This is a genomic window from Pseudarthrobacter enclensis (genome assembly GCF_001457025.1).
GTDB classification, from domain to species: domain Bacteria; phylum Actinomycetota; class Actinomycetes; order Actinomycetales; family Micrococcaceae; genus Arthrobacter; species Arthrobacter enclensis.
In genome coordinates this window covers 1-23,924 of record NZ_KQ758611.1, presented here as the reverse complement: position 1 = coordinate 23,924, position 23,924 = coordinate 1, and the positions used below count along the sequence as shown (strand labels likewise).

19 protein-coding genes, 1 tRNA gene, 1 rRNA gene and 1 riboswitch are annotated in these 23,924 nt (G+C 66.8%); of the genes, 15 read left to right on the top strand and 6 right to left on the bottom strand.

The window, feature by feature from the left end; translation table 11 throughout:
* The first annotated feature begins 19 nt into the window (after positions 1–19).
* From rrf to AS031_RS19235, 3 genes are all read left to right on the top strand, one after another.
* Positions 20–136, top strand: a 5S ribosomal RNA gene (gene rrf, locus AS031_RS19245).
* A 374-nt stretch (positions 137–510) separates the two neighbouring features.
* The gene (locus AS031_RS19240; protein WP_058269780.1) at positions 511–1,002 is read left to right on the top strand and encodes an SRPBCC family protein; all 492 of its coding nucleotides are present in this window, start codon (positions 511–513) and stop codon (positions 1,000–1,002) included.
* 143 nt (positions 1,003–1,145) lie between these two features.
* Positions 1,146–2,504 carry an FAD-binding oxidoreductase gene (locus tag AS031_RS19235; protein ID WP_371326007.1) on the top strand — a complete coding sequence of 453 codons (1,359 nt, stop codon included), beginning with the start codon at positions 1,146–1,148 and terminating at the stop codon, positions 2,502–2,504.
* A gap of 3 nt (positions 2,505–2,507) precedes the next feature.
* Here AS031_RS19235 and AS031_RS19230 read toward each other — a convergent pair whose 3' ends face one another.
* From AS031_RS19230 to AS031_RS19215, 4 genes are all read right to left on the bottom strand, one after another.
* A complete protein-coding gene (locus AS031_RS19230; RefSeq protein WP_058269776.1) occupies positions 2,508–3,923 on the bottom strand; it encodes a DUF4032 domain-containing protein in 1,416 nt (471 codons plus the stop codon).
* Positions 3,924–4,055: 132 nt separating this feature from the next.
* On the bottom strand, positions 4,056–5,138 hold the full coding sequence (locus tag AS031_RS19225) for an ABC transporter ATP-binding protein (protein ID WP_058269775.1): 1,083 nt from the start codon (positions 5,136–5,138) through the stop codon (positions 4,056–4,058).
* A gap of 219 nt (positions 5,139–5,357) precedes the next feature.
* Positions 5,358–6,206, bottom strand: a complete 849-nt coding sequence (gene otsB, locus AS031_RS19220; protein ID WP_058269774.1) for a trehalose-phosphatase — start codon at positions 6,204–6,206, stop codon at positions 5,358–5,360.
* A complete protein-coding gene (locus tag AS031_RS19215) occupies positions 6,196–7,698 on the bottom strand; it encodes an alpha,alpha-trehalose-phosphate synthase (UDP-forming) (protein WP_058269773.1) in 1,503 nt (500 codons plus the stop codon). Before AS031_RS19215 ends, otsB begins: the two co-directional genes overlap by 11 nt.
* Positions 7,699–7,877: 179 nt before the next feature.
* Here AS031_RS19215 and AS031_RS19210 point away from each other — a divergent pair, with 179 nt between their 5' ends.
* From AS031_RS19210 to AS031_RS19175, 8 genes are all read left to right on the top strand, one after another.
* Complete coding sequence (locus AS031_RS19210; protein WP_058269772.1) at positions 7,878–8,753, top strand: DsbA family protein; 876 nt, start codon at positions 7,878–7,880, stop codon at positions 8,751–8,753.
* Between the two features lie 156 nt (positions 8,754–8,909).
* Positions 8,910–8,986, top strand: a tRNA-Thr gene (locus AS031_RS19205).
* Positions 8,987–9,096: 110 nt separating this feature from the next.
* Positions 9,097–9,522 carry a ChaB family protein gene (locus AS031_RS19200; protein WP_058269771.1) on the top strand — a complete coding sequence of 142 codons (426 nt, stop codon included), beginning with the start codon at positions 9,097–9,099 and terminating at the stop codon, positions 9,520–9,522.
* Positions 9,523–9,648: 126 nt separating this feature from the next.
* Positions 9,649–11,814: an elongation factor G-like protein EF-G2 gene (locus tag AS031_RS19195; RefSeq protein WP_058269770.1), complete on the top strand. Its 2,166-nt coding sequence runs from the start codon at positions 9,649–9,651 to the stop codon at positions 11,812–11,814.
* Between the two features lie 12 nt (positions 11,815–11,826).
* The gene (locus tag AS031_RS19190) at positions 11,827–13,080 is read left to right on the top strand and encodes an MFS transporter (protein ID WP_058269769.1); all 1,254 of its coding nucleotides are present in this window, start codon (positions 11,827–11,829) and stop codon (positions 13,078–13,080) included.
* A gap of 137 nt (positions 13,081–13,217) precedes the next feature.
* On the top strand, positions 13,218–13,421 hold the full coding sequence (locus AS031_RS19185; RefSeq protein WP_058269768.1) for a hypothetical protein: 204 nt from the start codon (positions 13,218–13,220) through the stop codon (positions 13,419–13,421).
* Between the two features lie 92 nt (positions 13,422–13,513).
* On the top strand, positions 13,514–13,816 hold the full coding sequence (locus tag AS031_RS19180) for a DUF4193 domain-containing protein (RefSeq protein ID WP_058269779.1): 303 nt from the start codon (positions 13,514–13,516) through the stop codon (positions 13,814–13,816).
* A 274-nt stretch (positions 13,817–14,090) separates the two neighbouring features.
* Positions 14,091–14,642: an AMIN-like domain-containing (lipo)protein gene (locus AS031_RS19175; protein WP_058269767.1), complete on the top strand. Its 552-nt coding sequence runs from the start codon at positions 14,091–14,093 to the stop codon at positions 14,640–14,642.
* Positions 14,643–14,722: 80 nt separating this feature from the next.
* On the opposite strand, the gene AS031_RS19170 is transcribed toward AS031_RS19175, so the two are convergent.
* The gene (locus tag AS031_RS19170; protein ID WP_058269766.1) at positions 14,723–16,276 is read right to left on the bottom strand and encodes an APC family permease; all 1,554 of its coding nucleotides are present in this window, start codon (positions 16,274–16,276) and stop codon (positions 14,723–14,725) included.
* 212 nt (positions 16,277–16,488) lie between these two features.
* Between AS031_RS19170 and AS031_RS19165 the strand changes: the two genes are divergently transcribed.
* Entirely contained in the window at positions 16,489–16,968 is a 480-nt protein-coding gene (locus AS031_RS19165) for a Dps family protein (protein ID WP_058269765.1), read from the top strand.
* Positions 16,969–17,065: 97 nt separating this feature from the next.
* Here the strand turns inward: AS031_RS19165 and AS031_RS19160 are convergent, their stop codons facing one another.
* The gene (locus tag AS031_RS19160) at positions 17,066–18,619 is read right to left on the bottom strand and encodes an MFS transporter (RefSeq protein WP_058269764.1); all 1,554 of its coding nucleotides are present in this window, start codon (positions 18,617–18,619) and stop codon (positions 17,066–17,068) included.
* 84 nt (positions 18,620–18,703) lie between these two features.
* On the opposite strand from AS031_RS19160, the gene AS031_RS19155 reads away from it, so the two are divergent.
* From AS031_RS19155 to gcvT, 3 genes are all read left to right on the top strand, one after another.
* Positions 18,704–19,240 (top strand): TetR/AcrR family transcriptional regulator, encoded by a 537-nt coding sequence (locus AS031_RS19155; protein WP_058269778.1) that lies wholly within the window; start codon positions 18,704–18,706, stop codon positions 19,238–19,240.
* A 96-nt stretch (positions 19,241–19,336) separates the two neighbouring features.
* Positions 19,337–19,434, top strand: a riboswitch (glycine riboswitch).
* Between the two features lie 189 nt (positions 19,435–19,623).
* Complete coding sequence (gene gcvP / locus AS031_RS19150; protein ID WP_058269763.1) at positions 19,624–22,473, top strand: aminomethyl-transferring glycine dehydrogenase; 2,850 nt, start codon at positions 19,624–19,626, stop codon at positions 22,471–22,473.
* Between the two features lie 10 nt (positions 22,474–22,483).
* Complete coding sequence (gene gcvT, locus AS031_RS19145; protein ID WP_058269762.1) at positions 22,484–23,617, top strand: glycine cleavage system aminomethyltransferase GcvT; 1,134 nt, start codon at positions 22,484–22,486, stop codon at positions 23,615–23,617.
* Positions 23,618–23,924 lie beyond the last annotated feature (307 nt).

Here is a 23,924-nt window from a genome sequence, read left to right as displayed (position 1 = left end):
GGGGTTCGGGTGCAAGGGTTACGGCGGTCATAGCGTGGGGGAAACGCCCGGTCCCATTCCGAACCCGGAAGCTAAGACCCACAGCGCCGATGGTACTGCACCCGGGAGGGTGTGGGAGAGTAGGACACCGCCGGACAAACATTAAGCAGGGCCCTGACAAAGAAACGTCAGGGCCCTGCGCATTTAGCCCCTAAAACACACCACACCAAAAACCCAGACACCCCACCGAGACCCTCTCCCACCCACGCCGGCCCCCACCGGGACGCTCTCCCACGTACGGCGGCTCCTGCCGGGACGCTCTCTCACGTACGGCGGCTCCTGCCTGGACGCTCTCTCAGATCAGGCACCTAACACCCACTGTTAGGAGCGATACCTGATAGCAAAACCCCACTCCCGCCCAGTCCTGACCGGGCACGCATTGGTGGGGGAACCGCTACAAGCGAGGGCGGTCACGGGTGCGGGCCGGACAGGTCCGCCGGCCGGGGGAGCGGCAGCGTAAAGTTGATCAGCATGAACACCCTCTTCAGCCATGCACAGGATCCGTCGGGAAACAGCGGTGAACCGGCGCTCGAAGTACCCGACGCCGTCGTCAACACCGTAGTTGTTCCCGGCGGCGTGGCGCACGCGTTCGCGGGCTTCACAGACCACACCCACCTGTGGTGGCCGCTCGAGTCGGAGAGCAATTACGGGGCCGGATCCTATGTGGAGTTCGAAGAGAACCTGATCCTCGAAACCGCGGACGACGGCCGTACCAGCATCTGGGGAACCCTGGACGACTGGCAGCCGCCGTTCTCCTTCCACGCCATCTGGCACCCAGGTACCACGGCCCTGTGGTCCACGGAACTGCGCGTCGTTTTCCGGCCGGTTGAGGACGGTACGGAAGTGCGGGTATTCCACGATGGTTTTGAGGGCGCCGAAGACCCCGCTGCGGCCCGTTCCCGCTACGTCGAAGCGTGGCCCGGTATCCTGGCCCGCTATGCCCGCTTCATGGGTGCTGCATGAGCGGAGCTCCGAGGACCAGCCGGGCGTTGACCTCTCCGCCGCAGGCAGCAGCGCAGACGGCGCAACCCGCTCCGGACCGGCTGCGGCGGCGCCCTAGACTGGGCGTAGGCGGACAAACGGCTGGAGGCTTCGTGGGAAACGTATTGGACGGACTGGCAGGCATTGTCGGCGACGACAAGGTCACTGCGAAGGAGGAAGACCTTCTCCGCTACGCGGTGGACCAGGCCCCCGTTACTGACTTCCAGCTGCCGCTGGCCGTGGTCTTCCCCGAATCGGTGGCTGACGTACAGGCTGTCGTCAGGTCCTGCGCGGCAGCGGGGATTGCCATCGTGCCGCGCGGTGCGGGCACGGGAGTCTCCGGGGGCGCCCACGCCACCCGAAACAGCATCATCCTGTCACTGGAGCGGATGGACCGGATCCTGGCCATCAACGCGGACGATGAGACCGCCGTCGTTGAACCGGGTGTGGTGAACGCTGTCCTGAATGAAGCTGTTGCCCCGTACGGGCTCATGTACGCGCCGGACCCTGCCAGTTTCCGCAGCTCCACGATCGGCGGCAACGTGGCCACCAATGCCGGAGGGCTCCGCTGCGCCAAGTACGGCGTGACCCGGGACTCGGTCCTGGCCTTGGACGTGGTCCTGGCGGACGGTTCCCTGATCCACACGGGACATCAGACCTTCAAGGGCGTGGCAGGCTATGACCTGACCGGGCTCCTCGTCGGCTCCGAAGGAACTCTGGGAATCGTGGTGGGTGTTACCGTCAGGTTGAAATACCTGCCCCAGGAGGTTCACACCATCGCTGCCTTCTACCCGGACTTCCGCTCGGCAGCTGCCGGCGTCCTGGCTGTGGGTAAGGCGCGTGTCCAGCCGGCCATCATGGAGTTGCTCGACGGCGGGACGCTGGCCCAGCTGGACGACCTGTACGGCTCTGACCTTCGCGCCAGGGGACGCTCGCTGCTCCTGGTCCAGACCGACGGCTTTGGCGCCGCGGCCGAAGCGGACGTGGTGCGCCGGGTGCTGCAGGCAGGCGGCGCCACCGTAACCACGGAAGCCAGCGCTGAAGCTGAACGGCTCGTGGAACTCCGCCGCCACAGCAGGGGCGCGGAAGTGGACGACGAATACCGGGTGGGTGAGGACGTTGCCGTACCCCGCTCCCGCCTGGTGGATTATGTCGCCGCGCTGGAGTCGATGGCCGCGCAGTACCAAGTGCAGTTGAAAGTGGTGGCGCACGCCGGCGACGGCAACCTGCACCCCACGTTCTGGATCGAGCGGCAGGCGGACGCGGTGGACCCGGACGCCATGGAACGTCTCCAGTCAGCGCTGGACCACTCCATTACCGAAGCCCTGGCCGTAGGCGGGACCATCACCGGCGAGCACGGCGTGGGCCAGTACAAACTGCGGTGGCTCGGCCAGGAGCAGCCTGAGGCGGTCCGCGAGCTGCAACGGAGGATCAAGGACCTGTTCGATCCTTCCGGGATCCTGAACCCGGGGAAGGCTATCTAGGGATCAGTCGTCCGCATCCGGGTAATCGTCGATGGTCTCGTCGCCGCCATACCTGGACTCTTCAGTTTCCGCGTCAAGGATCTTCAGCAGCCCGGTAGGCGGGTTGAGCATGATGGCAGCCTCGTCCCGGCGGTGCCTCAGGACGGAGTCGATGTAGGACTGCACAGCCTCAGCGAGCGGGATGTGCCGCTCCTGCTTCTCCGACATGTACCACCGGTGCTCCAGGACCTCGTGGACCACTTCGGCAGGTTCCAGCTTGCCGGACAGGTCACGTGGAATGGAGCGGACAATCGGTTCAAAGACCTGGCTGACCCAGAGGTGCGCGCTGTATTCCTCATCCATGCGGGGGTTGTTGTCCGCGCGGAAGGAGTCCATGTCGTTCAGGAGCCTGCGCGCCTGGTTCTCCTGGGCGTCCAGGCCCGTCAGCCGCAGCAGCCGCCGCTGGTGGTGGCCTGCATCCACCACCTTGGGCTGCAGCTGGATGGTGGAACCGTTCTGGGTGGTCTTGATGGCGTATTCCTCGACGTCGAAGCCGAGCTCGTTGAGCCGCCGGATCCGTGCGCCAACGCGCCACCGTTCACCGAGTTCGAAGGATTCCTTCTCGGTCAGCTCCGCCCAGAGGCGCCGGTAGCTGTCCATGATCAGTTCGCTGGTGGCCACCGGGTCCACCTTCTCCTCGATGAGTCCGCCGTCCAGCAGGTCCATCAGCTCACCGGCGATGTTCACCCGGGCGATTTCGAGGTCGTACTCCCGCTGCCCGGTGGACAGGTCCGGGTACAGCTCGCCGGTTTCGGCATCCACCAGATAGGCGGCGAAGGCTCCGGCGTCCCGGCGGAACAGGGTGTTGGAAAGCGACACGTCGCCCCAGTAGAAACCGATCAGGTGCAGCCTCACGAGCAGCAGCGCCTGGGCATCGATCAAGCGGGTCAGGGTGTCCTTGCGCAGCATCTGGGAAAAGAGCGCACGGTACGGCATGGAGAACTTCAGGTGCCGGGTGACAAGGACAGGATTAAGCGGACGGCCGTCCGGGGTGGTCCTGCCGGTAATGACCGCCACCGGTTCCACGCACGGCACATCGAAGCGGGCCAGCTTGCGCAGCATGTGGTACTCGTGCCGCGCAACGTGCTCGGACGTTTCCTTGATGGCGATCACCGATCCGCCCAGGTGGGCGAACCGGACGATGTGGCGGGAAATGCCGCGGGGGAGGGCTGCGAGGTACTCGGCCGGCCAGTCCTCCAAGGCAACATGCCAGGGCAGGTCAAGGAGTTCCGGGTCCGCGGCCGCCGCAGTGATGTTCAGCGAGGAAACCGAGGCGGCCTTCCCGTCATCGGCGCTGGCTGCCACAAACCGCGGCAGTTTTCCGATCTGCGCGTAGTCGGTGGGTTCGTCGTGCCACTGGGCGCTGTGTTCCTCGGTCATGGGATCAATTCTTCCGTACTTGGCGGCGGCGGGCTAAATCTGCGCGGACCTCGTTAAAGGCCGACGGCGGCCCGCACCATTGCGTTAAGGTGCGGGCCGCCGTCGCTAACCGGGGTTAGGTGCCGGGAACTTTTAGTCGCCGAGGCGCAGGCCGGTCTTGGTGTCGAACAGGTGCACGTGGCCGGACTGCGGACGGACGTAGATGGACTCGCCCTTCATCGGGGGGCGGCGGCCATCGACACGGGCCACGATGTCGTGGTCCTTGCCGTCGAGGTTGGTGTGGCCGTAGACGTAGGCATCGGCGCCGAGCTCTTCGACGACGTCCACCTCGACCTTCAGGCCCTCGCCGTGCGGGGCGTTTTCCAGGTCCTCGGGCCGGGTGCCCAGGGTGACGGTGGAGCCGTGTGCCTCTTCGAGGACATCGCGCGGCACGGGGTAGACGGTGCCGCCGAACTGGACGCCGCCGTCGACGACGGGGAGCTCGAGCAGGTTCATGGCGGGGGAGCCGATGAAGCCGGCCACGAAGACGTTCTTCGGGCGGTCGTACAGGTTGCGCGGGGTGTCCACCTGCTGCAGCAGGCCGTCCTTCAGCACAGCGACACGGTCGCCCATGGTCATTGCCTCAACCTGGTCGTGCGTCACGTAAACGGTGGTGACGCCGAGGCGGCGGGTCAGGGACGCGATCTGGGTGCGGGTCTGGACGCGGAGCTTGGCGTCAAGGTTGGACAGCGGCTCATCCATGAGGAAGACCTGGGGATTACGCACGATGGCGCGGCCCATGGCAACACGCTGGCGCTGGCCGCCGGAGAGTGCCTTCGGCTTGCGGTCCAGGTACTGCTCGAGGTCCAGGAGCTTGGCGGCTTCGCGGACACGCTCGGCGCGCTCTTCCTTGGAAACGCCTGCGATTTTGAGGGCGAAGCCCATGTTGTCGGCCACAGTCATGTGCGGGTACAGCGCGTAGTTCTGGAAAACCATCGCGATGTCGCGGTCCTTCGGGGGGACGTCGGTGACGTCGCGGTCGCCGATCAGGATGCGGCCGGCGTTGACGTCCTCGAGGCCGGCGAGCATGCGCAGGGAGGTGGACTTACCGCAACCGGAGGGTCCGACGAGGACCAGGAATTCGCCATCGGCGATGTCGATGTTGAGCTTATCGACGGCGGGCTTATCTGTGCCCGGGTACAGACGCGTAGCGTTGTCAAAAGTAACTGTAGCCACAGTTATCAATCCCTTCACCGGCAGGTACGTGCCGGACGATCCGTTGTGAATGGTTCATGTTTGTTCAGTTTTGTGGTGCTTGGTGCGGTCCGGCTTGGCCGGAACGCACCGTGTGACGCCGCACGGTTCTTGTGCGCCACATCACAGGAAAGAGTATGGCAGAACTGTCGCCTATTGTCGCAAATGTTACGAACGTCACATGGTTGGTACCGCGGGCCGTTACCGGCCTGCCGCTCCGTCCTCCACTGCTCCGCCCCCCGCTGCAACGGCGGCCGAGCGTTCCCGGAGGAGCGCTTCCAGCAGCTCGGCCACATGGACCGGTGCCTCCACGCGGTACTGCGCCTGGGTGAAATCCAGGCCGACCTTCACGCCGACGTCGCCCTGGCCCAGCCGGCCGAAGGCATCCTCGTCGGTAGTGTCGTCGCCGGCGAACAGTACGGCTGAGGCTCCTGCCACCTGGCGCAGGAACGCCACGGCCTCGCCCTTGGAGGCGTGGACCACCGAGGTTTCCAGGACCCTCTTGCCGTTCTTGAGGAACACGCCCTTCCGGCCCTCCAGCAGGGAGCGGGCCGCCGCCACGGCATCCTCCGCGACGTCGTCCCCGGCCTGCCGGGTGTGCAGCACAACTCCGGCCGGCTTGTCCTCCAGCACGGTGCCGGGGGCCTCGGCAGTAATGTCGGCCAGGATGCCGCGGACCTCGGCCAGCAGCGCCTGCTGCTCCGCGTCCAGCTCCAGCCCCGTGGAACCGGGACCCAGCCAGGCCTCGGCGCCATGGCTGCCGATCAGCAGCGACTTTGCCGGCGGGGACGCGACCTCCCGCAGGGAGGCGAGGGCCCGTCCCGAGATGAGTGCCGTCGTCGTCAGCGGAAGCTCCGCGAGGGCGGCGAAGGCGGCGGCCGCCCGGGGGAGCGGCCGCGCGTCCCCGGCATGCGGGACGATCGGGGCCATGGTGCCGTCGAAATCCATGGCAACCAGCAGGTGGTCCGTGGCGGCAACCTGCCGCACGGCAGCACGCAGTTCGGGGGTGAGTGCCAGCCGTGTTCCGGCGCCGGGGGCCTCAGGAGTCATCACGGACCACCTTCTCGTTCAGGGCCCGCAGGAAGTCGGCGGACCAGTGGTCCACGTCGTGTTCCAGGATCTGCTTGCGCATGGACCGCATCCGGCGGGACGCCTCACGCGGGGAGAGCTGCACGGCGTTCATGATGGTGTTCTTCAGTCCGGCGATGTCGTGCGGGTTGACCAGCAGCGCCTGCTTGAGCTGGTCGGCGGCCCCGGCGAATTCGCTGAGGACCAGGGCGCCGTCGTTGTTGTTGCGCGCAGTGACGTACTCCTTGGCCACCAGGTTCATGCCGTCCCGCAGTGCGGTAACCAGCATGACGTCCGCTGCGAGGTACAGGGCCACCATCTCCTCTACCGGGTAGCTGTGGTGCAGGTACCGGACGGCGGTGTTCTCGAGGGTGTCGTAGGTGCCGTTGATGTGGCCCACTGTCCCTTCCACCTCCTCACGCAGGAGGCGGTACTGCTCGACGCGCTCGCGGCTGGGCGAGGCCACCTGGATCAGCGTGGCTTCTCCCACGGAGAGGCGGCCGTCAGCGAGAAGTTCCTCGAAGGCCTTCAGGCGGTGGCGGATGCCCTTGGTGTAATCCAGCCGGTCCACGCCCAGCAGGATGGTCTTGGGGTTCCCCAGGTCCTGCCGGATCTGCCGGGCGCGTTCCACGATGTCAGGGCGTGCCGCCAGTTCGGTGATCTGCTGGACGTCGATAGAGATGGGGAACGCCTGTGCGCGGGCGATGTGCGTCAGCTGGCCGTTGTGGTCCTTGACGTGGACCTGCTGCTGTTTGACGCTGGCCCCCAGGAACCGGCGGGCGGACCGCATGAAATTGCCGGCGTCGCTGACGCGCTGGAACCCCACCAGGTCCGAGCCGAGGAGGCCGTCAATGATTTCCCGCCGCCAGGGCAGCTGGGCGAAGATTTCCGGCGGTGGAAACGGGATGTGGTTGAAGAATCCGATCCGCAGGTCGGGCCTGGCCTCACGCAGGATGCGGGGCACCAGCTGCAGCTGGTAGTCCTGGACCCAGATCGTGGCGCCCTGGTCCGCATGGCGCACGACGGCGTCGGCGAACCTCTGGTTGACCCGGCGGTAGGCGTCCCACCAGGCCCGGTGGAACTCCGGCGGGGCGATGACGTCGTGGTACAGCGGCCACAGGGTCGCGTTGGAAAAGCCTTCGTAGTACAGCTCGACGTCGTTGGTGCTCAGCTGCACCGGGACGAGGTCCATGCCGCCGTGGCTGAACGGCTTCACCGTCTCGTCGGGGGCGCCGTGCCACCCGACCCAGGCGCCGTCGGTCTTGGTCATCATCGGCGCCAGCGCAGTCACCAGCCCACCCGGCGAGCGGCGCCAGCCGGAGCCGTCATCGCCGGTGTCTCCCGGAGCGCAGCGGTCCACCGGCAGCCGGTTGGAGACCACCATGAAGTCGTATTTCGTGGTCTGGCCATGGCCGGACCCGGGTGTTGCTGATGTCTCCGTTGTGGCAGGTTTTTCCTGGACGGGTGTTTGCATTGCGGCCCCCTGGGGTTGCTTGTGCCTCTTAGCCACCCTAGCCGGGCGGAATGATCCGTGCTATTCGTCCGTTGGTCAACCCGGGCGGATAGTTGAAGCGGCAAGCTCTCAGGTTTCTCCCCTAAAATAGTGGGAGTGCCACGAAGTGGTCCCTCCACGTCGACCGACCCAAGGAACACATGAGCCCCGCAAATGAAGTACGTAAGTCGAAAGCCGAGCGCACCGCCGAGGCGCGGGAGAAGGCGCGGCAGATCCGCGAAGCGCAGCTGAAAAAGGACAAGCGCAACAAGCTTCTGATCGGCTGGGGCATCGTGGCGGCCGTCGTTGCCATCCTGGTGGTCGTGGGGCTCGTGGTCACCTCCAGCATCAAGCAGAACACTCCGGTCGCAGACCAGGGGCCCGTGCCCGCCAACGGCAACGCCAACGGCGGCGTAACCCTGCTGGCCGATACTGCCATCAAGTCCACCGAATCAGCCACGGTTGATATGGCCAACGTGCCGGCCAAGCCCGATGCGCAGCCGAACCCCGTCGTTGCGCCCGGCGCGGAGGCCGAAGCAGGGCAGCCGGTCAAGGTTGTTGCCTACATCGACTTCATCTGCCCTGTCTGCAAGCGGTTTGAGACCACCTACAACGAGGCATTGAAGGGCCTTCGCAACGAGGGCAAGATCAGCCTGGAGTACCGTCCGCTGGGCTTCCTGGACCGCCAGTCCACCACAAACTACTCCTCCCGTGCCGCCAATGCCGCAGCCTGCGTGGCTGACAAGGCTCCCGAAAAGTACGCGGAATACATTGACGTGCTGTTCGCCAACCAGCCCGCCGAAGGAGGCGCCGGCCTGTCCGATGACAAGCTCAAGTCGCTGGCCTCTGACATCGGCGCGGACATCAACAGCTGCGTTGATGACAAGACCTTCCGCCCGTACGTGAAGTACTCCACCCAGCTGGCATCCAACATCGGCATTACGGGAACGCCCACCATTTTCGTTGACGGCAAGCAGTGGGACGGCAGCTCCGACCTGAACGCCGAGATCCAGGCAGCCATCACCGCTAAGGGCTAAAGCCGAAAAGCCTGCCCGGCCCGCCTCCGGTACCCAGCGGGGCCGGGCCGGCGGCATTTAACGGTTGAGGCCCCGGCAGGGCAGAGGAAGTTTTTACCACCGGCAGCACTTGGGCTACGCTTATCTGGCGCCGTCAGGCGCTGCCTGCCTAGGCACGCCTCCTTAGCTCAGTTGGCCAGAGCACCGCTCTTGTAAAGCGGGGGTCGTCGGTTCGAATCCGACAGGGGGCTCCATGCTTCCCGGCCCAATGCCGCATCTGCCTTTTCTGCACCCCCGTCCAGCGGCGGGGATAAGCTGGTGTCATCCAAATAGTCAGCCTGCTGATCAAAGGAGGTTGGGTGACATGCCCAAGACCGGCAAGAACAACCACGCACGCAAGGATGAACTTCCCTCAACCCTGCAGCGCTCCGACCGCAAAGCCCAGGACACCTTCGCCAAGACCTACGATTCTGCCCTTGAGTCCTACGACAAGGATGAGGGCCGGGCAGCGCGCGCCGCATACGCCTCACTGAAGCACAGCTACGAAAAGGTCGGCGACCACTGGGAAGCCAAAGACAAGCGCGGCCCCTCGGACAAGCGCGCCGAGGAAGGCGGCCCCGGGTCCTCCGCGCCGACGGCAGGCGGCGTTGACGCCAACGCCTCCAAGGAGCACCTGTACGAGCTCGCCCGGAAAATGGACGTCAAGGGCCGTTCGACCATGGACAAGGGCCAGCTGGTGGAGGCGCTGAAGAAGGCCAACGACGCAGCAACCCGCAAAGCCAGGGAGTAGTCCCGCAGCAGTTCCCGCAAAAGCCGCCGCCGGCATCGCCAGGCCCTTGCCCTTAGCCCTCCCAAGGTGTCGAATTTGAGGACACACAAGGACGGGTTGCATCGGCAAAGATGCCAGGAGGTTCCCATGTCGGTGAAGAGCGCGAAGGATTCTGCAAGGCCCGCCGCCGGCCGCAACGGCACCGAAAAACGCACGGACGCTTCCGCCGGCCTCGCCGCGCTGGAGCCTGCCGGCATCCGCAACATCGCCCTGATCGGCCACTCCGGCGCGGGCAAGACGCTGCTGATCGAAGCCCTCCTTGCCGCGAACGGCATGATTACCCGCAAGGGGTCCATTGCCGACGGTACGACCGTCAGCGATTCGGACCCTGCGGCGGTCCACCAGCAGCGCTCCGTTTCACTGTCCCTGGTTCCCCTGATGGTGGCCGGGACCAAGGTGAACCTGCTGGACACCCCCGGCTACCCCGACTTCATCGGGGAAATGAGGGCGGGACTCCGCGCAGCGGATGCCGCCCTCTTTGTTGTGTCCGCCGTTGACGGCATCGACGCCACCACCACCGCGCTGTGGGCCGAATGCGCGCACCGCAGGCTCCCGCGCGCCGTCGTCATCACCCGCCTGGACCACCCGCGCGCCAATTACGACGCCGCCCTGGCCGGGTGCCGGAAGGCTTTCGGCGACGGCGTCCTGCCGCTGTATGTGCCGGTCCGTCCCGACGGCGAGGTTACCGGACTGCTGGGCCTGCTGTCCGGAACGGCCACCGGCTACGTCGCCGGGGAGGGCCCGTCCGAGGGGACGGCCACGGCCGACGACGTTCCGGGTGCCGCCGACGCCTGCGGCGAGCTGATCGAGGGGATCATCGCCGAGAGCGAGGACGAAACCCTGATGGACCGCTACCTGGGCGGTGAAGACATCGACACCGCGGTGCTCATGGACGACCTGGAGACGGCGGTGGCCCGGGGATCTTTCTATCCGGTACTTCCCACGTCGGCGGTCACCGGGTTGGGAACGTCGGAACTGCTCGACATGCTGGTCCGTGCCTTCCCGCCGCCGACGGAAGCCGGCGTCCCCGGTGCCACGGACCTCGAGGGCAGGCCGGGCAGCTCCCTGGGCTGTGATCCGGACGGGCCGCTGGCCGCGGAGGTAGTACGGACCTCAAACGACCCGTTCCTGGGCCGGATCTGCCTGGTCAGGGTGTTCTCCGGGACGCTCCGCGAGGATACTCCTGTGCACGTGGGCGGCCACGGACTCGCTGACCGCGGGCACCAGGACCACGACACGGACGAGCGCGTCACGCACCTCTACTCGCCCCTTGGCTCCGCTCTCCGCCCGGTGCCGTTCTGCGTTGCCGGGGACCTGTGCGCACTGGCCAAGCTGGGCAGCGCCGAAACCGGCGACACCATCTCCTCCCGGGACAACCCGTTGATGCTGGCCACGTGGGACATGCCGGAACCGCTGCTGCCGGTGGCGGTGGAAGCAGACACCCGCAGCGACGAGGATGCCCTGGCCCGCAGCCTGGGGAAAATCGCGGCAGGGGACCCCACCATGCGGGTGGAACGCAACCAGGAAACGCACCAGCTGGTCCTGTGGTGCATGGGCGAGGCCCACGCCGAAGTGGTCATGGACAGGCTGCGCGAACAGGGCGTCAAGCTGCACACCGTGGACGTGGTGACCCCGCTGCGGGAGACGTTTGCCGGCCCGGCGTCCGGCCACGGCCGCCACATCAAGCAGTCCGGCGGCCACGGCCAGTATGCCGTCTGTGACATCGAGGTGGAACCGCTGGAACGCGGCGGGGGATTCGAATTCGTGGACAGGACCGTGGGCGGCGTCATCCCCGGCACCTTCATCCCATCCGTGGAAAAGGGTGTCCGTGCCCAAATGGAGAAAGGCGTATCCGCCGGGTTCCCCGTCGTGGACGTGCGCGTCAGGCTGGTGGGCGGCAAGGCACACAGCGTGGATTCGTCCGACGCCGCGTTCCAGGCCGCGGGTGCCCTGGCGCTGCGGGAAGCGGCCGCGGCAGGCAGGATCCAGCTTCTGGAACCCGTCTCCGCCGTCAGCATCACCGTGTCCGATGAACACGTGGGTGCGGTCATGAGCGACCTCTCCGGCCGCCGCGGCCGGCTCACCGGCACCACCTCCTCCGGCGAGGGGCTCACGGACATCAGCGCCGAAGTCCCGGACCAGGAGCTGCTCCGCTACGCCATCGACCTCCGCGCCCTCACCGCCGGCACCGGCCGGTTTACCCGCAGCTACCTGCGGCACGACCCCGTGCCCGCCAGCTTCACCCCTTCCTGAACCGGGCACCCCATGAACCCGGCGGCCCGGAAAATCCAGAGCGTCTACCTGGTATTGACGCTCGGCAATACGCTCGCGGCCTCCTTCATCTGGGGCATCAACACGCTGTTCCTGCTTGACGCAGGGCTCAGCAACCTGGAGGCCTTCGCCGCCAACGCCTTCTTCACGGCAGGCATGGTGCTGTTCGAGGTGCCCACAGGGGTGGTGGCCGACAGTTGGGGCCGGCGCGCCTCCTTCCTCCTGGGCACGGTGACGCTGGCCGGCTCCACGTTCCTCTACTACCTGCTGTGGCAGTACTCCGCCCCCTTCTGGTGGTGGGCTGCCGTGTCAGTTCTCCTGGGCCTGGGGTTCACCTTCTTCTCCGGCGCCGTGGAAGCCTGGCTGGTGGATGCGCTGCAGTACTCGGCGTACGAGGGCACCCTGGAAACCGTGCTGGGCCGCGGGCAGATGGTGTCCGGCATCGCCATGCTGGCCGGGTCCGTGGCCGGCGGCGTCATTGCCCAGGCCACCAACCTGGGCGTGCCTTTCCTCCTCCGGGTGGGGGTGCTGGCGGCCATGTTTGCGGTGGCGTTCCTGCTGATGCACGACGTCGGCTTCACCCCGGACCGCTCGGCCCGCCCGGTGTCCGCTGTCCGGGCAGTCCTCAAGGCGTCCGTCGACGGCGGCCTCCGGCATCCGCCGGTGCGGTACATCATGCTGGCTGCCCCGTTCACCCAGGGAGTGGGGATCTACGTCTTCTACGCCCTGCAGCCATACCTGCTCCAGCTGTTCGGCGACCCCCGGGCGTACGCGGTGGCGGGGCTGGCGGCCGCCATTGTGGCCGGAGCGGACGTGGTGGGCGGATGGATGGCACCGCGCGTGCGCAGGCTGGTCCATCGACGCACCACAGTGCTGGTTGCCAGCACTGTGGCCAGCGCCCTGATCCTGGTGATCCTGCTGTTCACCACCTCGTTCTGGCTGGCACTGGTCCTGTTGATGCTGTGGGGGATGGTGGGTTCCGCCGGGACCCCCGTCCGGCAGGCCTACCTGAACGACATGATCCCTTCCAGGCAACGCGCCACCGTGCTGAGTTTCGACTCCCTGATGGGTTCCAGCGGCGGCGTGGTTGTGCAGCCGCTGCTGGGCCGCGCCGCTGACCTGTACGGCTATCCCGCGTCCCTGGCCATCAGCGGGGGAGTCCAGCTGCTGGCCGCCCCCTTCATCCTCCTCAGCCGGCGCCAGCGCTCGCAGGCAGACACCGCCACGGACGTGACGGCAGCACCGTAAAGCGTCCGCGTCAGCGGAACGGTCCCCGCAACCCGCCGCGGCGTTCCGGCCTGGGGCCGCCCTTGGAGCAGCCACGTTTTACCTGGCCGAGATGTGCGGGAAACGCGGGGACAACAGGGACCGCCTAAGTTTCAAGAATGACAGGAAGCATCCCGGGCAAAGTCCGCCACTGGCTCACCAGCACGTTCGCTTTCAGCTCCCCTGAGCAGGCCGCCGATGCCACGGCGGACGCCTCCCGCTGGGGCTGGCTCCCCGCGTTGAGCGGCGTTGCCGTGGCCGCCGATAAGGCCCGCGCCGGGCACGGGACGGCGGGGGCCGGAACGGTCCCGCTGTCTGATTGAACACACTATTGCGCCGGTAGGCCACACATGCCCTAAACTGCTGCACTGAGGTGCCTGAAATGGCGCTGTGCGGCAACGAAAGTGAACACGCAATGGCTACCGATTACGATGCTCCACGCAAGCAGGAGGAAGACTCTCCGGCTGACTCGCTCGAAGCCCTCCAGGCGTCACGCAGCGGCAACGCACAGACCGCTGTCATCGACGTTGACGAGAACGACACCGCCGAGGGCATCGACCTGCCCGGCGCAGACCTCTCCAATGAGGAACTGACCGTCATCGTCGTTCCCGAACAGTCCGATGAGTTCACCTGCTCGTCCTGCTTCCTGGTCCGCCACCGCTCCCAGGTGGCCAAGGAAAAGAACGGCCTGAAGTACTGCCGCGACTGCGAAGGCTGACCTCCGCCCCGTCAACGAAAAAGCGCCGGCTGCCCAAAGGTGGCCGGCGCTTTCCCGTCCCCGTCCGGCGTCGTTATGCGCAGTAACGGGCGGGTGCAGGAACGGTGCCGGAACGGTCAACGAAGGCCCGGAAACCGCGCGTGGTTTACCCGCCGTTAATGCTGGCGGGGACAGATTAACGGTTGCGCCCCGAACCGGCCACAGCCCTCGTCTCACGCCTCCCGCGGTCCTACTCTGGTGCTATCCAATCGCTCCTTCCTTGGGTGGCACCACAATGAAAAAACTCTCCATCTGGTTCACGGCCATCCTGGTGGCCGTCGGGCTGGGTCTGGTGGTTCCGGGGCCCGCCTCGGCAACCACATCGTATTGCGGGCTGGCGTGGGGTTCGCTGATGAAACAGGACGCCGCCATGAGCGGCGCCGCGGTCACCAACATCCGGACCGGGCAGCACTACTGCTTCGACCGGCTGGTAGTGGATCTGGGAAGCGGTCCCCACCCCGGCTATACCGTCCGCTATGTGCCAGAAGTGGTCCAGGACGGCTCGGGGCTCCCCGTTCCGGTCCGCGGCAACGCAAGGCTGCAGGTGACCGTCAACGCCCCGTCCTACGACAGAAACGGCAATTCCACCTACACCCCTGCCAACCGCTCCGAGCTGGCCAACGTGGCGGGTTACCAGACGTTCCGCCAGGTAGCTTCCGCCGGCAGCTATGAGGGCTACAGCACCTTTGGGTTGGGCGTCCGCGCCCGCCTGCCCTTCCGTGTCTTCACCCTGGACGGGCCGGGCCAGGGGTCCCGGCTGGTGGTGGATGTGGCGCACTTCTGGTGACAGGACCGCCGTCGTCGTCCATAAAAAAGGTGCCGTACCCCGGTTCACGGGGTACGGCACCTTTTGCGGCAGTGGCAGTCCTACTCCGGGACCACCAGCGCGGGGGTGTCCCGCCTGAGGGTCTCGCCGCGGAAGTACCCGGGCCGCAGCCGGGCCATGACCAGCATGAACACGGCGCCCAGCGCCAGGATGCCGACGCCGAGGACGAACACCAAGCCGATGCCGAAGACCTCGGAGCCGCTGCCGAATTCCGGTGCCAGGCTGTCCATCGCGGTCTGGAAGAACACCACGAACAGGCCCACCCCGCCCAGGACCGGGCACAGCAGCCGGAAGACGAAGTGGCGGGCGCTGGTGAAGACGCTGTGGCGGAAGTACCAGGCGCAGGCCAGCGCCGTGAGTCCGTAGTAGAAGCAGATCATCAGGCCCAGGGCCAGGATGGTGTCGTTAAGGACGTTTTCACTGACCACGTGCATGATGGCGTAGAACCCTGCGGAGACGACGCCGGCGGCAATGGTGGCGTAGCCCGGCGTCGCGAACTTCCGGCTGACGCGGCTGAACGGTTCCGGCAGGGCGCCGTAATGGGCCATGGCCAGGAGGCTGCGCGACGGTGACATGAACGTGGACTGCAGGGAGGCCGCGGAGCTGGAGAGCACCGCCAGGGACATCAGGATGGCGAACGGTCCCATGATGGGGGAGGCAAGGGCGGTGAAGATGTTCTCGTGGTTCTCCGCGTTGTTGAGCCCGTTGCCGGTGTCGCCGACGCCGGCAAACATCATGGTGGCGATGCTCACCAGCAGGTAGATCGCCAGGACAATAATGGCGGTCAGGGTGCCTGCCGCTCCGGCAGTCTTCTTGCCGTTGGAGGTTTCCTCGTTGACGGTCAGGCATACATCCCAGCCCCAGTACACGAAGATGGACAGCGAGATGCCGGCGGCCACCTGCCCGAAGGTTTCGATCCGGGTCACATCGAACCATTCCCAGCTGAACGGGATGGCTGTCTCGGAGGTGGACCAGTTGGCGAAGGCCATGCCCACGAACAGTCCCAGGACCAGCAGCTGGAACCCCACCAGGCTGTACTGCACCAGCTTGGTGGTGTGCAGGCCCCGGTAGCTGATCCAGACCGCCGCGGCGACGAACACCAGGCAGGTCAGGACGTTGAGGACCTTGTTGTCCGCCAGTTCCGCCAGCCCGGGGGAGCCGGTCAGCTGCGAAAGGAACAGGTAGAAGAAGTCGACGGCGACTCCGGCCAGGTTGGACAGCACAATGATGTTGGCGGCCAGCAGGCCCCAGCCACCCATCCAGCCCACCCAGGGGCCGAAGGCCTTGGTGACCCAGGTGAAGGTGGTGCCGCTGTCCGGGGAGTCGGCGTTGAGTTCCCGGTAAGCCAGCGAGACCAGGATCATCGGAATGAAACCGATCAGGAAGATGACGGGCAGCTGGAGACCGGCTTCGTTGACGGTGGGCCCCAGGGCGCTGGTGAGGGTGTAGGCGGGGGCGATGGTGGAAATACCAAGGACGACGACGGCCAAGAGCCCCAGTTGCCCGCCCTTCAGTCCCTTGGAGGTGATGTCGCCGCTGCCGGGCAATTGCTTGTCCCGCGCGCCGGCGGGGCTGGTGCGGAGGGTTTCTGTCATGGCACCACTTTCTGGAAGGCGTTATGACCGGGGTCACTATATGAATGGCGTTCATTTAGTATGGGGGTGCAGGGCCATGAGCGCAAGGGGAAATATGAATCACATTCGTTTGTGACCGGGCCCGCACTATTAGTAAGCTCACTGAGAAATTGGTGCCGGCCCGCGTCCGGCGCTGATAATTTCGGAGTTACTGGACCAATCGAGGAGGATTCATGAAAGCTTCACCGACACTGACCAATAACCTGCAGGCCGTTCTCACGGACCTTATTGAGCTGCATGTCCAGGGCAAGCAGGCGCACTGGAACATCGTGGGCACCAACTTCCGGGACCTCCACCTCCAGCTCGACGAGATTGTGGACGCCGCCCGCCAGTTCGCCGACGACACCGCCGAACGCATGCGCGCACTGCACGCCCTTCCCGACGGCCGCAGCTCCACCGTTGCCGCCTCCACAAGTTTGGCCCAGTTCCCGGAGGGGCTGATCAGCACCAAGGATGCGATTGAGCGCATTGTTGCCGCCATGGAAGCAGCTGTGGGCACCATGCGGAAGGTCCATGACGAGGTGGACGAGGAAGATCCCACCAGTGCCGACCTGCTGCATGAGTTCATCGCCAAGCTGGAGCAGTTCGCCTGGATGGTGAGCGCTGAAACCCTCAAGCCCACCGCCAGCGTGACGGCACCGGACGAAAAGTAGGCCGGCAGCACGGCGGATCAGGGGCGCCCGGCGCCGGAGCTTACCCTCCGGCGCCGGGCGCCTTGCCGTTGCCGCACCATGCCGGCGGCCGGGAGTGTCACGCCGCCTTGGGCACTTTCCGGAGGACGACGGCGGCGCAGACTGCCGCCGTCGCCATCAGGATCAGCCCGATCGCCGCCGTGACGTGCACGCCGGAATCGAAGGCCGCCGCGGCCGCCTGCCGGACGGCGTCCGCCGCCGGTGCGGGCAGCCCCGCCGCCAGGTCCATGGCTCCGGCAAGCGTCTCGCCCGCGCTGTGGCGGGCGCCCTCCGCTGCGCCGGCCAGCTCCTCCGGCAGCCGCAGGTTGTGCTGGTAGGAAGCGGTGAGGATCGAGCCCAGCACGGCCGTGCCCAGCAGCGCCCCCACCTCGTAGCCGGTTTCCGAGATGGCCGCCGCGGCACCGGACTTGTGCGCCGGTGCCGCGCCAAGGATCAGGTCATTCGAGATGGTCTCCGCCGTGCCCACGCCCAGCGCCAGGATCAGCAGAGCGGCCAGCAGCAGTGACGGGCCGCCGTCGTGGTTTCCAAAAGTCACCAGGCTGTAGCCCGCAGCGCTGAAGGCGAGGCCGGCGCCCACCACGAACCCGGGCCGCACCTTGCGGACCAGCGGCACCACCACCAGCCCGGCGATCACCGTGGCGGCCAGTGCCGGAATCATGGCCACCCCTGCCGCCGAAGGTGTCATGCCCTCGAGCAGCTGAAGGTGCTGGGCCAGGAAGAGGATGAAGCCGTTGAAGGAGAAGAGGGCCAAAATGTTCGCGGTGATCGCCATGCTGAACACCCGGTTCCGGAACAGCGACATGTCCAGCAGCGGATGCTTCAGCGTGAGCTGGCGCCTGACGAACACCACCGCGGTGGCCAGCCCCAGCGCCATGCTGCCCAGGGCGGCGGCGGACGGCCCCGCCGTCGCGAGCTCCTTGATGCCGTAGACAAGCGGCACCATGACCAGCAGTGACAGTCCGATGCTGGGGATGTCCACCCGTCCGGGTTCGGGGTTCTTCGACTCCGGAATCAAGGCCGGGCCCAGGGCGATCAGCGGGAGCATCAGCGGCACTGCCACCAGGAAGACGGCGCCCCACCAGTAGTGCTCCACCAGCCAGCCGCCGAAGATGGGACCCAGGGCGGCGCCACCCGAGAAGCCGGCGGCCCAGATGGCCACCGCCAGCCGGCGCCTGTTGGGTTCAGCGAAGATGTTGCGGATCAGCGACAGTGTTGAGGGCATCAGCATGGCGCCGAAGAATCCCCGCGCGGCGCGGCCGGCGATCAGCCATTCCGCTGTCGGGGCAAAGGCCGTGGCTGCCGAGAGGGCGGCAAAGCCCATGCTCCCGATCAGCAGCAGCCGGCGCCGGCCAATGCGGTCTCCCAGGCTGCCCATGCAGACCAGCAGTCCTGCAAGGACCAGGGGGTAGGCGTCGACGATCCACAGGAGCTGAACGCCAGTCGGGTCCAGGGACTGGGCGATGGCTGGCAGGGCGAAGGTCAGGGCCGTGTTGTCCACGGCCACCAGGAGTACGGGAAACATCAGCAGCCCGAGGGCCAGCCAATCGCGCCACGGGGCGCGGGCCGCGGCCGGTCCCCGGGACTGCGGAGCGGCATGCAGTGAAGTCGTCATGCGATTACTATACCGTCCAGACGGTATAGTTTGAAGCCGGCTGCGATTGAGCCTGCTGGCATGCGGGAGGGCATGATGGAAGGCATGCCCCGGAAACCCGTAGCCCGCGAAGCCGTCCTTGATGCTTTTGTCGCCCTCCTCATCGAGGTGGGGGAGCGTGCAGCAACCCTGGACGCCGTGGCGGGCAAGGCCGGTGTTTCGAAAGGCGGCCTGCTGTACCACTTCCCCAACAAGGAAGCGTTGATCCAGGCGCTGCTCGACCAGCTGGATACGCTGGCAGGAGAGGATGCCGACGCCATGGCGACAGCCCCGGAAGGAGCAGCGGCCTACTTCATCCGGTCATCGGTATGGGGGGACACGCCGCTGGACCGTTCCATCGTGGCCGCCACCCGCCTGGCTGAAGTGGCGCATGAAGAAACGCGCCGGCGCTTTGCCGCGATCCAGCAACGCTGGCTCGACGAGATCGCGCGGGACGTTGGCCCCGCCCTGGCGAAGCCCGTGCTGTACATGGGGGACGGACTCTACTTCAATGCCATGCTTTCCGTGGGCCCGGTGCCGGCCGGCGGAGCGGCCGCCGACGTGGACCAGCTACTGGCCGCGCTGGAGCGCCTCCGGCGGTAGCGGGACATTTGCCCGCCGGGCAGCGGCGTAGGACAATTAAGCGCTGTGGGAGTTGTCAACGGACGGTCCCGCGTTCATATCCAATTGAATAGCCTTTGATCTGCGGCGGGAGAGTTCTGCCGGAAGCATCGGCAGGCGCCGTAGGAGCAAATCCTCCCCAGGAATCTCGCAGGCCCCTGTACCGCCGCGGCGAGGCACCTCTGGAAAGCAGCAGGCCGTCCCGGTCCGCCACGAAACGGCGGCAGGACTGTTGTGCTCACCGACGGTGCAAGCGGGTCCTGTCCGTTCAGGACACGCGGAAACTCTCAGGTCCAATACAGAGCGGGGAGGAACCCGAATCGCTGTGGCGTACCCTGCGCCGCCTGAGTCCCTGGAGTTCCCCCGTGACGGTTAGTTCAGCCTCCACCACTTTCGCCGACCGGCATATCGGCACCCGCCGCCAGGCCGACGTTGATGCCATGCTCAAGGCCGTGGGCTACCACAGCGTTGATTCGCTGGTAGACACCGCCGTCCCCAAAGTCATCCGGCAGGAAACTGCCCTGCGCCTGCAGGACGCCCTCAGCGAGGTCGAGGTGCTGGCGGAGCTCCGCCGCCTGGCCGGCAGGAACAAGACCGCCGTGCAGCTGATCGGCCAGGGCTACTACGACGCCACCACGCCCGCGGTGATCCGCCGCAACATCCTGGAATCTCCGGCCTGGTACACGGCCTACACCCCCTACCAGCCCGAGATCTCCCAGGGCCGGCTCGAGGCGCTGCTAAACTTCCAGACCATGGTTCAGGACCTGGTGGGCCTTCCGATCGCCAACGCCTCACTCCTGGATGAAGCCACCGCCGTGGCCGAGGCCGTGCTGCTGATGCGGCGCGCCAACAAGACGAAGCCTGCGGCCGAGGGCAAGACCGTCCTGGATATCGACGTGCTGCCCCAGACGATCGCCATCGTGAAGGGCCGGGCCGAGGCGCTCGGCTTCGAGGTTGAGGTCGCTGACCTGTCCCAGGGACTGCCCGAGGGCGACATCAACGGCATCGTGCTGCAGCAGCCCGGCGTATCGGGTCGGGTCTTCAACCAGGTGGACGCCATCGCTGCCGCCAAGGACCGGGGCGCGCTGGTCACCGTGGCCGCAGACCTGCTGGCCCTGACGCTGATCACGCCTCCGGGTGAGCAGGGAGCGGACATCGCGGTTGGCTCCGCGCAGCGTTTCGGTGTTCCGCTGTTCTTCGGCGGCCCGCACGCCGCCTACATGGCGGTCCGCAAGGGCCTCGAGCGGTTACTGCCGGGCCGTCTCGTGGGCGTGTCCAAGGACGACGCCGGAGTTCCCGCGTACCGCCTGGCATTGCAGACCCGTGAGCAGCACATCCGCCGCGAGAAGGCCACCTCCAACATCTGCACCGCCCAGGCGCTGCTGGCCATCGTCGCCTCCATGTACGCCGTCTACCACGGCCCGGACGGGCTGAAGGCCATTGCCGAAACGGTGCACCGCCACGCCCGCACGCTGGCAGCTTCCCTTGCCGCTGCCGGCATCGAGGTCCTGAACCGCAGTTTCTTTGACACGCTGACGGTCCGCGTCCCCGGGCGCGCTGCCGGCATCATCGCCGACGCAGAAGCCCAGGGCATCAACTTCCGCAGCATCGACGCGGACACGGTGGGCATCTCCCTGGATGAAACCACGACGACGGATATCGTCGCCCGGGTGGCCGGCATCTTCGGCGCCACTGTGAAGGAGGCTGAAGGCTTTGCGCTGGAGGCCGCCGTCGAACGTTCCTCCGACTACCTGCAGCACCCGGTGTTCAACACGCACCGGTCCGAAACCCAGTTGCTGCGCTACATCCGCAAGCTCTCCGACCGGGACCTGGCGCTGGACCGCACCATGATCCCGCTGGGTTCGTGCACCATGAAACTGAACGCCACGGCCGAGATGGAAGCCATTTCCTGGCCGGAGTTCGCGTCGATCCACCCGTTCGCCCCGGATTCCCAGACCGAGGGCTGGCGTGAACTGATCGCCGGGCTGGAAGCGGACCTGACCGAGATCACCGGGTACGACCAGGTGTCGATCCAGCCCAACGCCGGGTCCCAGGGCGAGCTGGCCGGGCTGCTGGCGATCCGCGGCTACCACCACTCCCGCGGCGACGAGCAGCGCAATGTCTGCCTGATCCCTGCCTCGGCGCACGGCACCAACGCCGCCTCCGCGGTCCTGGCCGGCATGAAGGTCGTGGTCGTGGCCACCGCCGCTGACGGCACCATCGACCACGCCGACCTGACGGCCAAGATCGAGGCGAACAAGGACGTCCTGTCCTGCATCATGATCACCTACCCCTCCACCCACGGCGTCTACGACGGCGACGTCCGGGACGTTTGCGACGCCGTGCACGCCGCGGGCGGCCAGGTCTACGTGGACGGTGCGAACCTCAACGCCCTCGTCGGGTTGGCGCAGCCGGGCAAGTTTGGCGGCGACGTCTCGCACCTGAACCTGCACAAGACCTTCTGCATCCCGCACGGCGGCGGCGGACCCGGCGTCGGACCGGTGGCTGCCAAGGCACACCTTGCGCCGTTCATGCCCGGCGACGCCACGACCTGGAAGGCAGGCTCCGGCGCCACGGACGTCCCGATTTCCGCGTCCCGCTTCGGTTCGGCGGGCGTCCTGCCCATCTCCTGGGCCTACGTGAAGCTGATGGGCGGCCAAGGCCTGACCGAGGCCACCAAGTCCGCGCTGCTGGCTGCGAACTATGTGGCTGCCCGCCTGAACGAGTACTTCCCGGTCCTCTACACCGGTGAAGGCGGCTTGGTGGCGCACGAGTGCATCCTGGACCTGCGCGAGCTCACCGCCCGCACCGGCGTCACCGCCGAGGACGTGGCCAAGCGCCTGATCGACTTCGGCTTCCACGCCCCCACCCTGGCGTTCCCGGTGGCCGGAACACTGATGGTGGAGCCCACCGAGTCCGAGGACCTGGCCGAAATCGACCGCTTCATCGAGGCCATGATCACCATCCGCAAGGAAATCGACCAGGTGGCCAATGGCGATTTCGCCGTCGCGGAGTCACCGCTGCGCCGGGCACCGCACACGGCCGCCGCCGTCGTCAGTTCCGACTGGGACCGCGCCTACCCGCGCGAGCAGGGAGCGTTCCCCGGACACCACAAGCAGGACAAGTACTTCCCGCCCGTGGGCCGCATCGACGGCGCCGCCGGCGACCGCAACCTGGTCTGCTCCTGCCCGCCGCTGTCCGAATTCGAGAACTAAGGGCCGCCCCATGACTGAGAAATACACCGCCCTCTACGGCGAACACCAGAAGCTGTGCGCGTCCTTCACCGACTTCGGCGGCTGGCAGATGCCGCTCAAGTACAGCTCCGAGCTGGCCGAGCACCACGCCGTCCGCAACGCCGCAGGCCTGTTCGACCTCTCCCACATGGGCGAAGTCTGGGTCAGCGGCCCCGACGCCGGCGCCTTCCTGGACTACGCCTTGGTGGGGAGGATCTCCGCGGTCCCCGTGGGCAAGGCCAAGTACTCGCTGATCTGCGACACAGACGGCGGCATCATCGACGACCTCATCACCTACCGCAGGGCGGACAACACCTTCCTCGTGGTTCCCAACGCGGGCAATGCCAAGGTCGTGGCAGCCGCCCTGCAGGAACGCGCAGAGGCTTTTGACGCAACCGTGGAGGATGCCTCCGCCGCGACATCGCTCATTGCCGTGCAGGGACCGAAGGCGCAGGAACTCCTGCTCCGCCTGGTCCCTGCCGCCAGGCACGCGGATGTCACCGACCTCAAGTACTACGCGGCCGTGGAGGTGCCGGTCCTCATTAACGGAGCCAGCCAGGAGCTGCTGCTGGCACGCACCGGCTACACCGGCGAGGACGGGTTCGAGATTTTCGTTGCCAATGAGGACGCCCCTGGTCTGTGGCAGGCGCTCCTGGCCATTGCCGACGAGGGTGAGCTCACCCCCGCCGGCCTCGCCTCCCGCGACTCCCTCCGCCTTGAAGCCGGGATGCCGCTGTACGGCAACGAACTGTCGCTGCAGGGCGACCCGTTCGCTGCCGGCCTGGGCCCCGTCGTCGCGCTGTCCAAGGAAGGCGACTTCGTGGGCAAGACCGCGTTGGCGGCCAGGAAAGAAGCCGGTGCCGGCACCACGTCCGGACGCCGCCTGGTGGGATTGAAGGGGACCGGCCGCCGCGCCGGCCGCGCCCACTACCCGGTCCTCAAGGACGGCGCCACCGTCGGCGAAGTCACCTCGGGACAACCCTCACCCACCCTCGGTTACCCCATTGCCATGGCCTACGTCGACATCGAACACTCCGCCCCGGGCACGGCCCTGGACATCGACCTCCGCGGCAAGGCCGAACCGTTCAAAGTCGTCGAACTGCCGTTCTACAAGCGCACCAAGTAGCCCGGTGGGGCCAGCTTCGGGGCCGGCGGACCGGACATTTTCACGCGTGCTGCTCCTTCGTCGCTTTGACGCACGCTTTCGAAAAGTCCGGCTCCGCCGGCCCCTCGTGCGGGCGATCCGCTTGGTGGGTGGGGGGGCAGGCTGTCGAAAAGTCCGGCTGCCGACGCTCAGCTGCCCCCTCACTCAGGTGGGCGGCGCTGGCGGCTGGGCGGATTCCGGAGGCGTGCGTCTAAGGGAGCGTCACGTCCGCTCAGCGGGCGTCTTCGCGACCGAGCACGCGGAGGAGTCCGGCCAGCCGCACCCAACC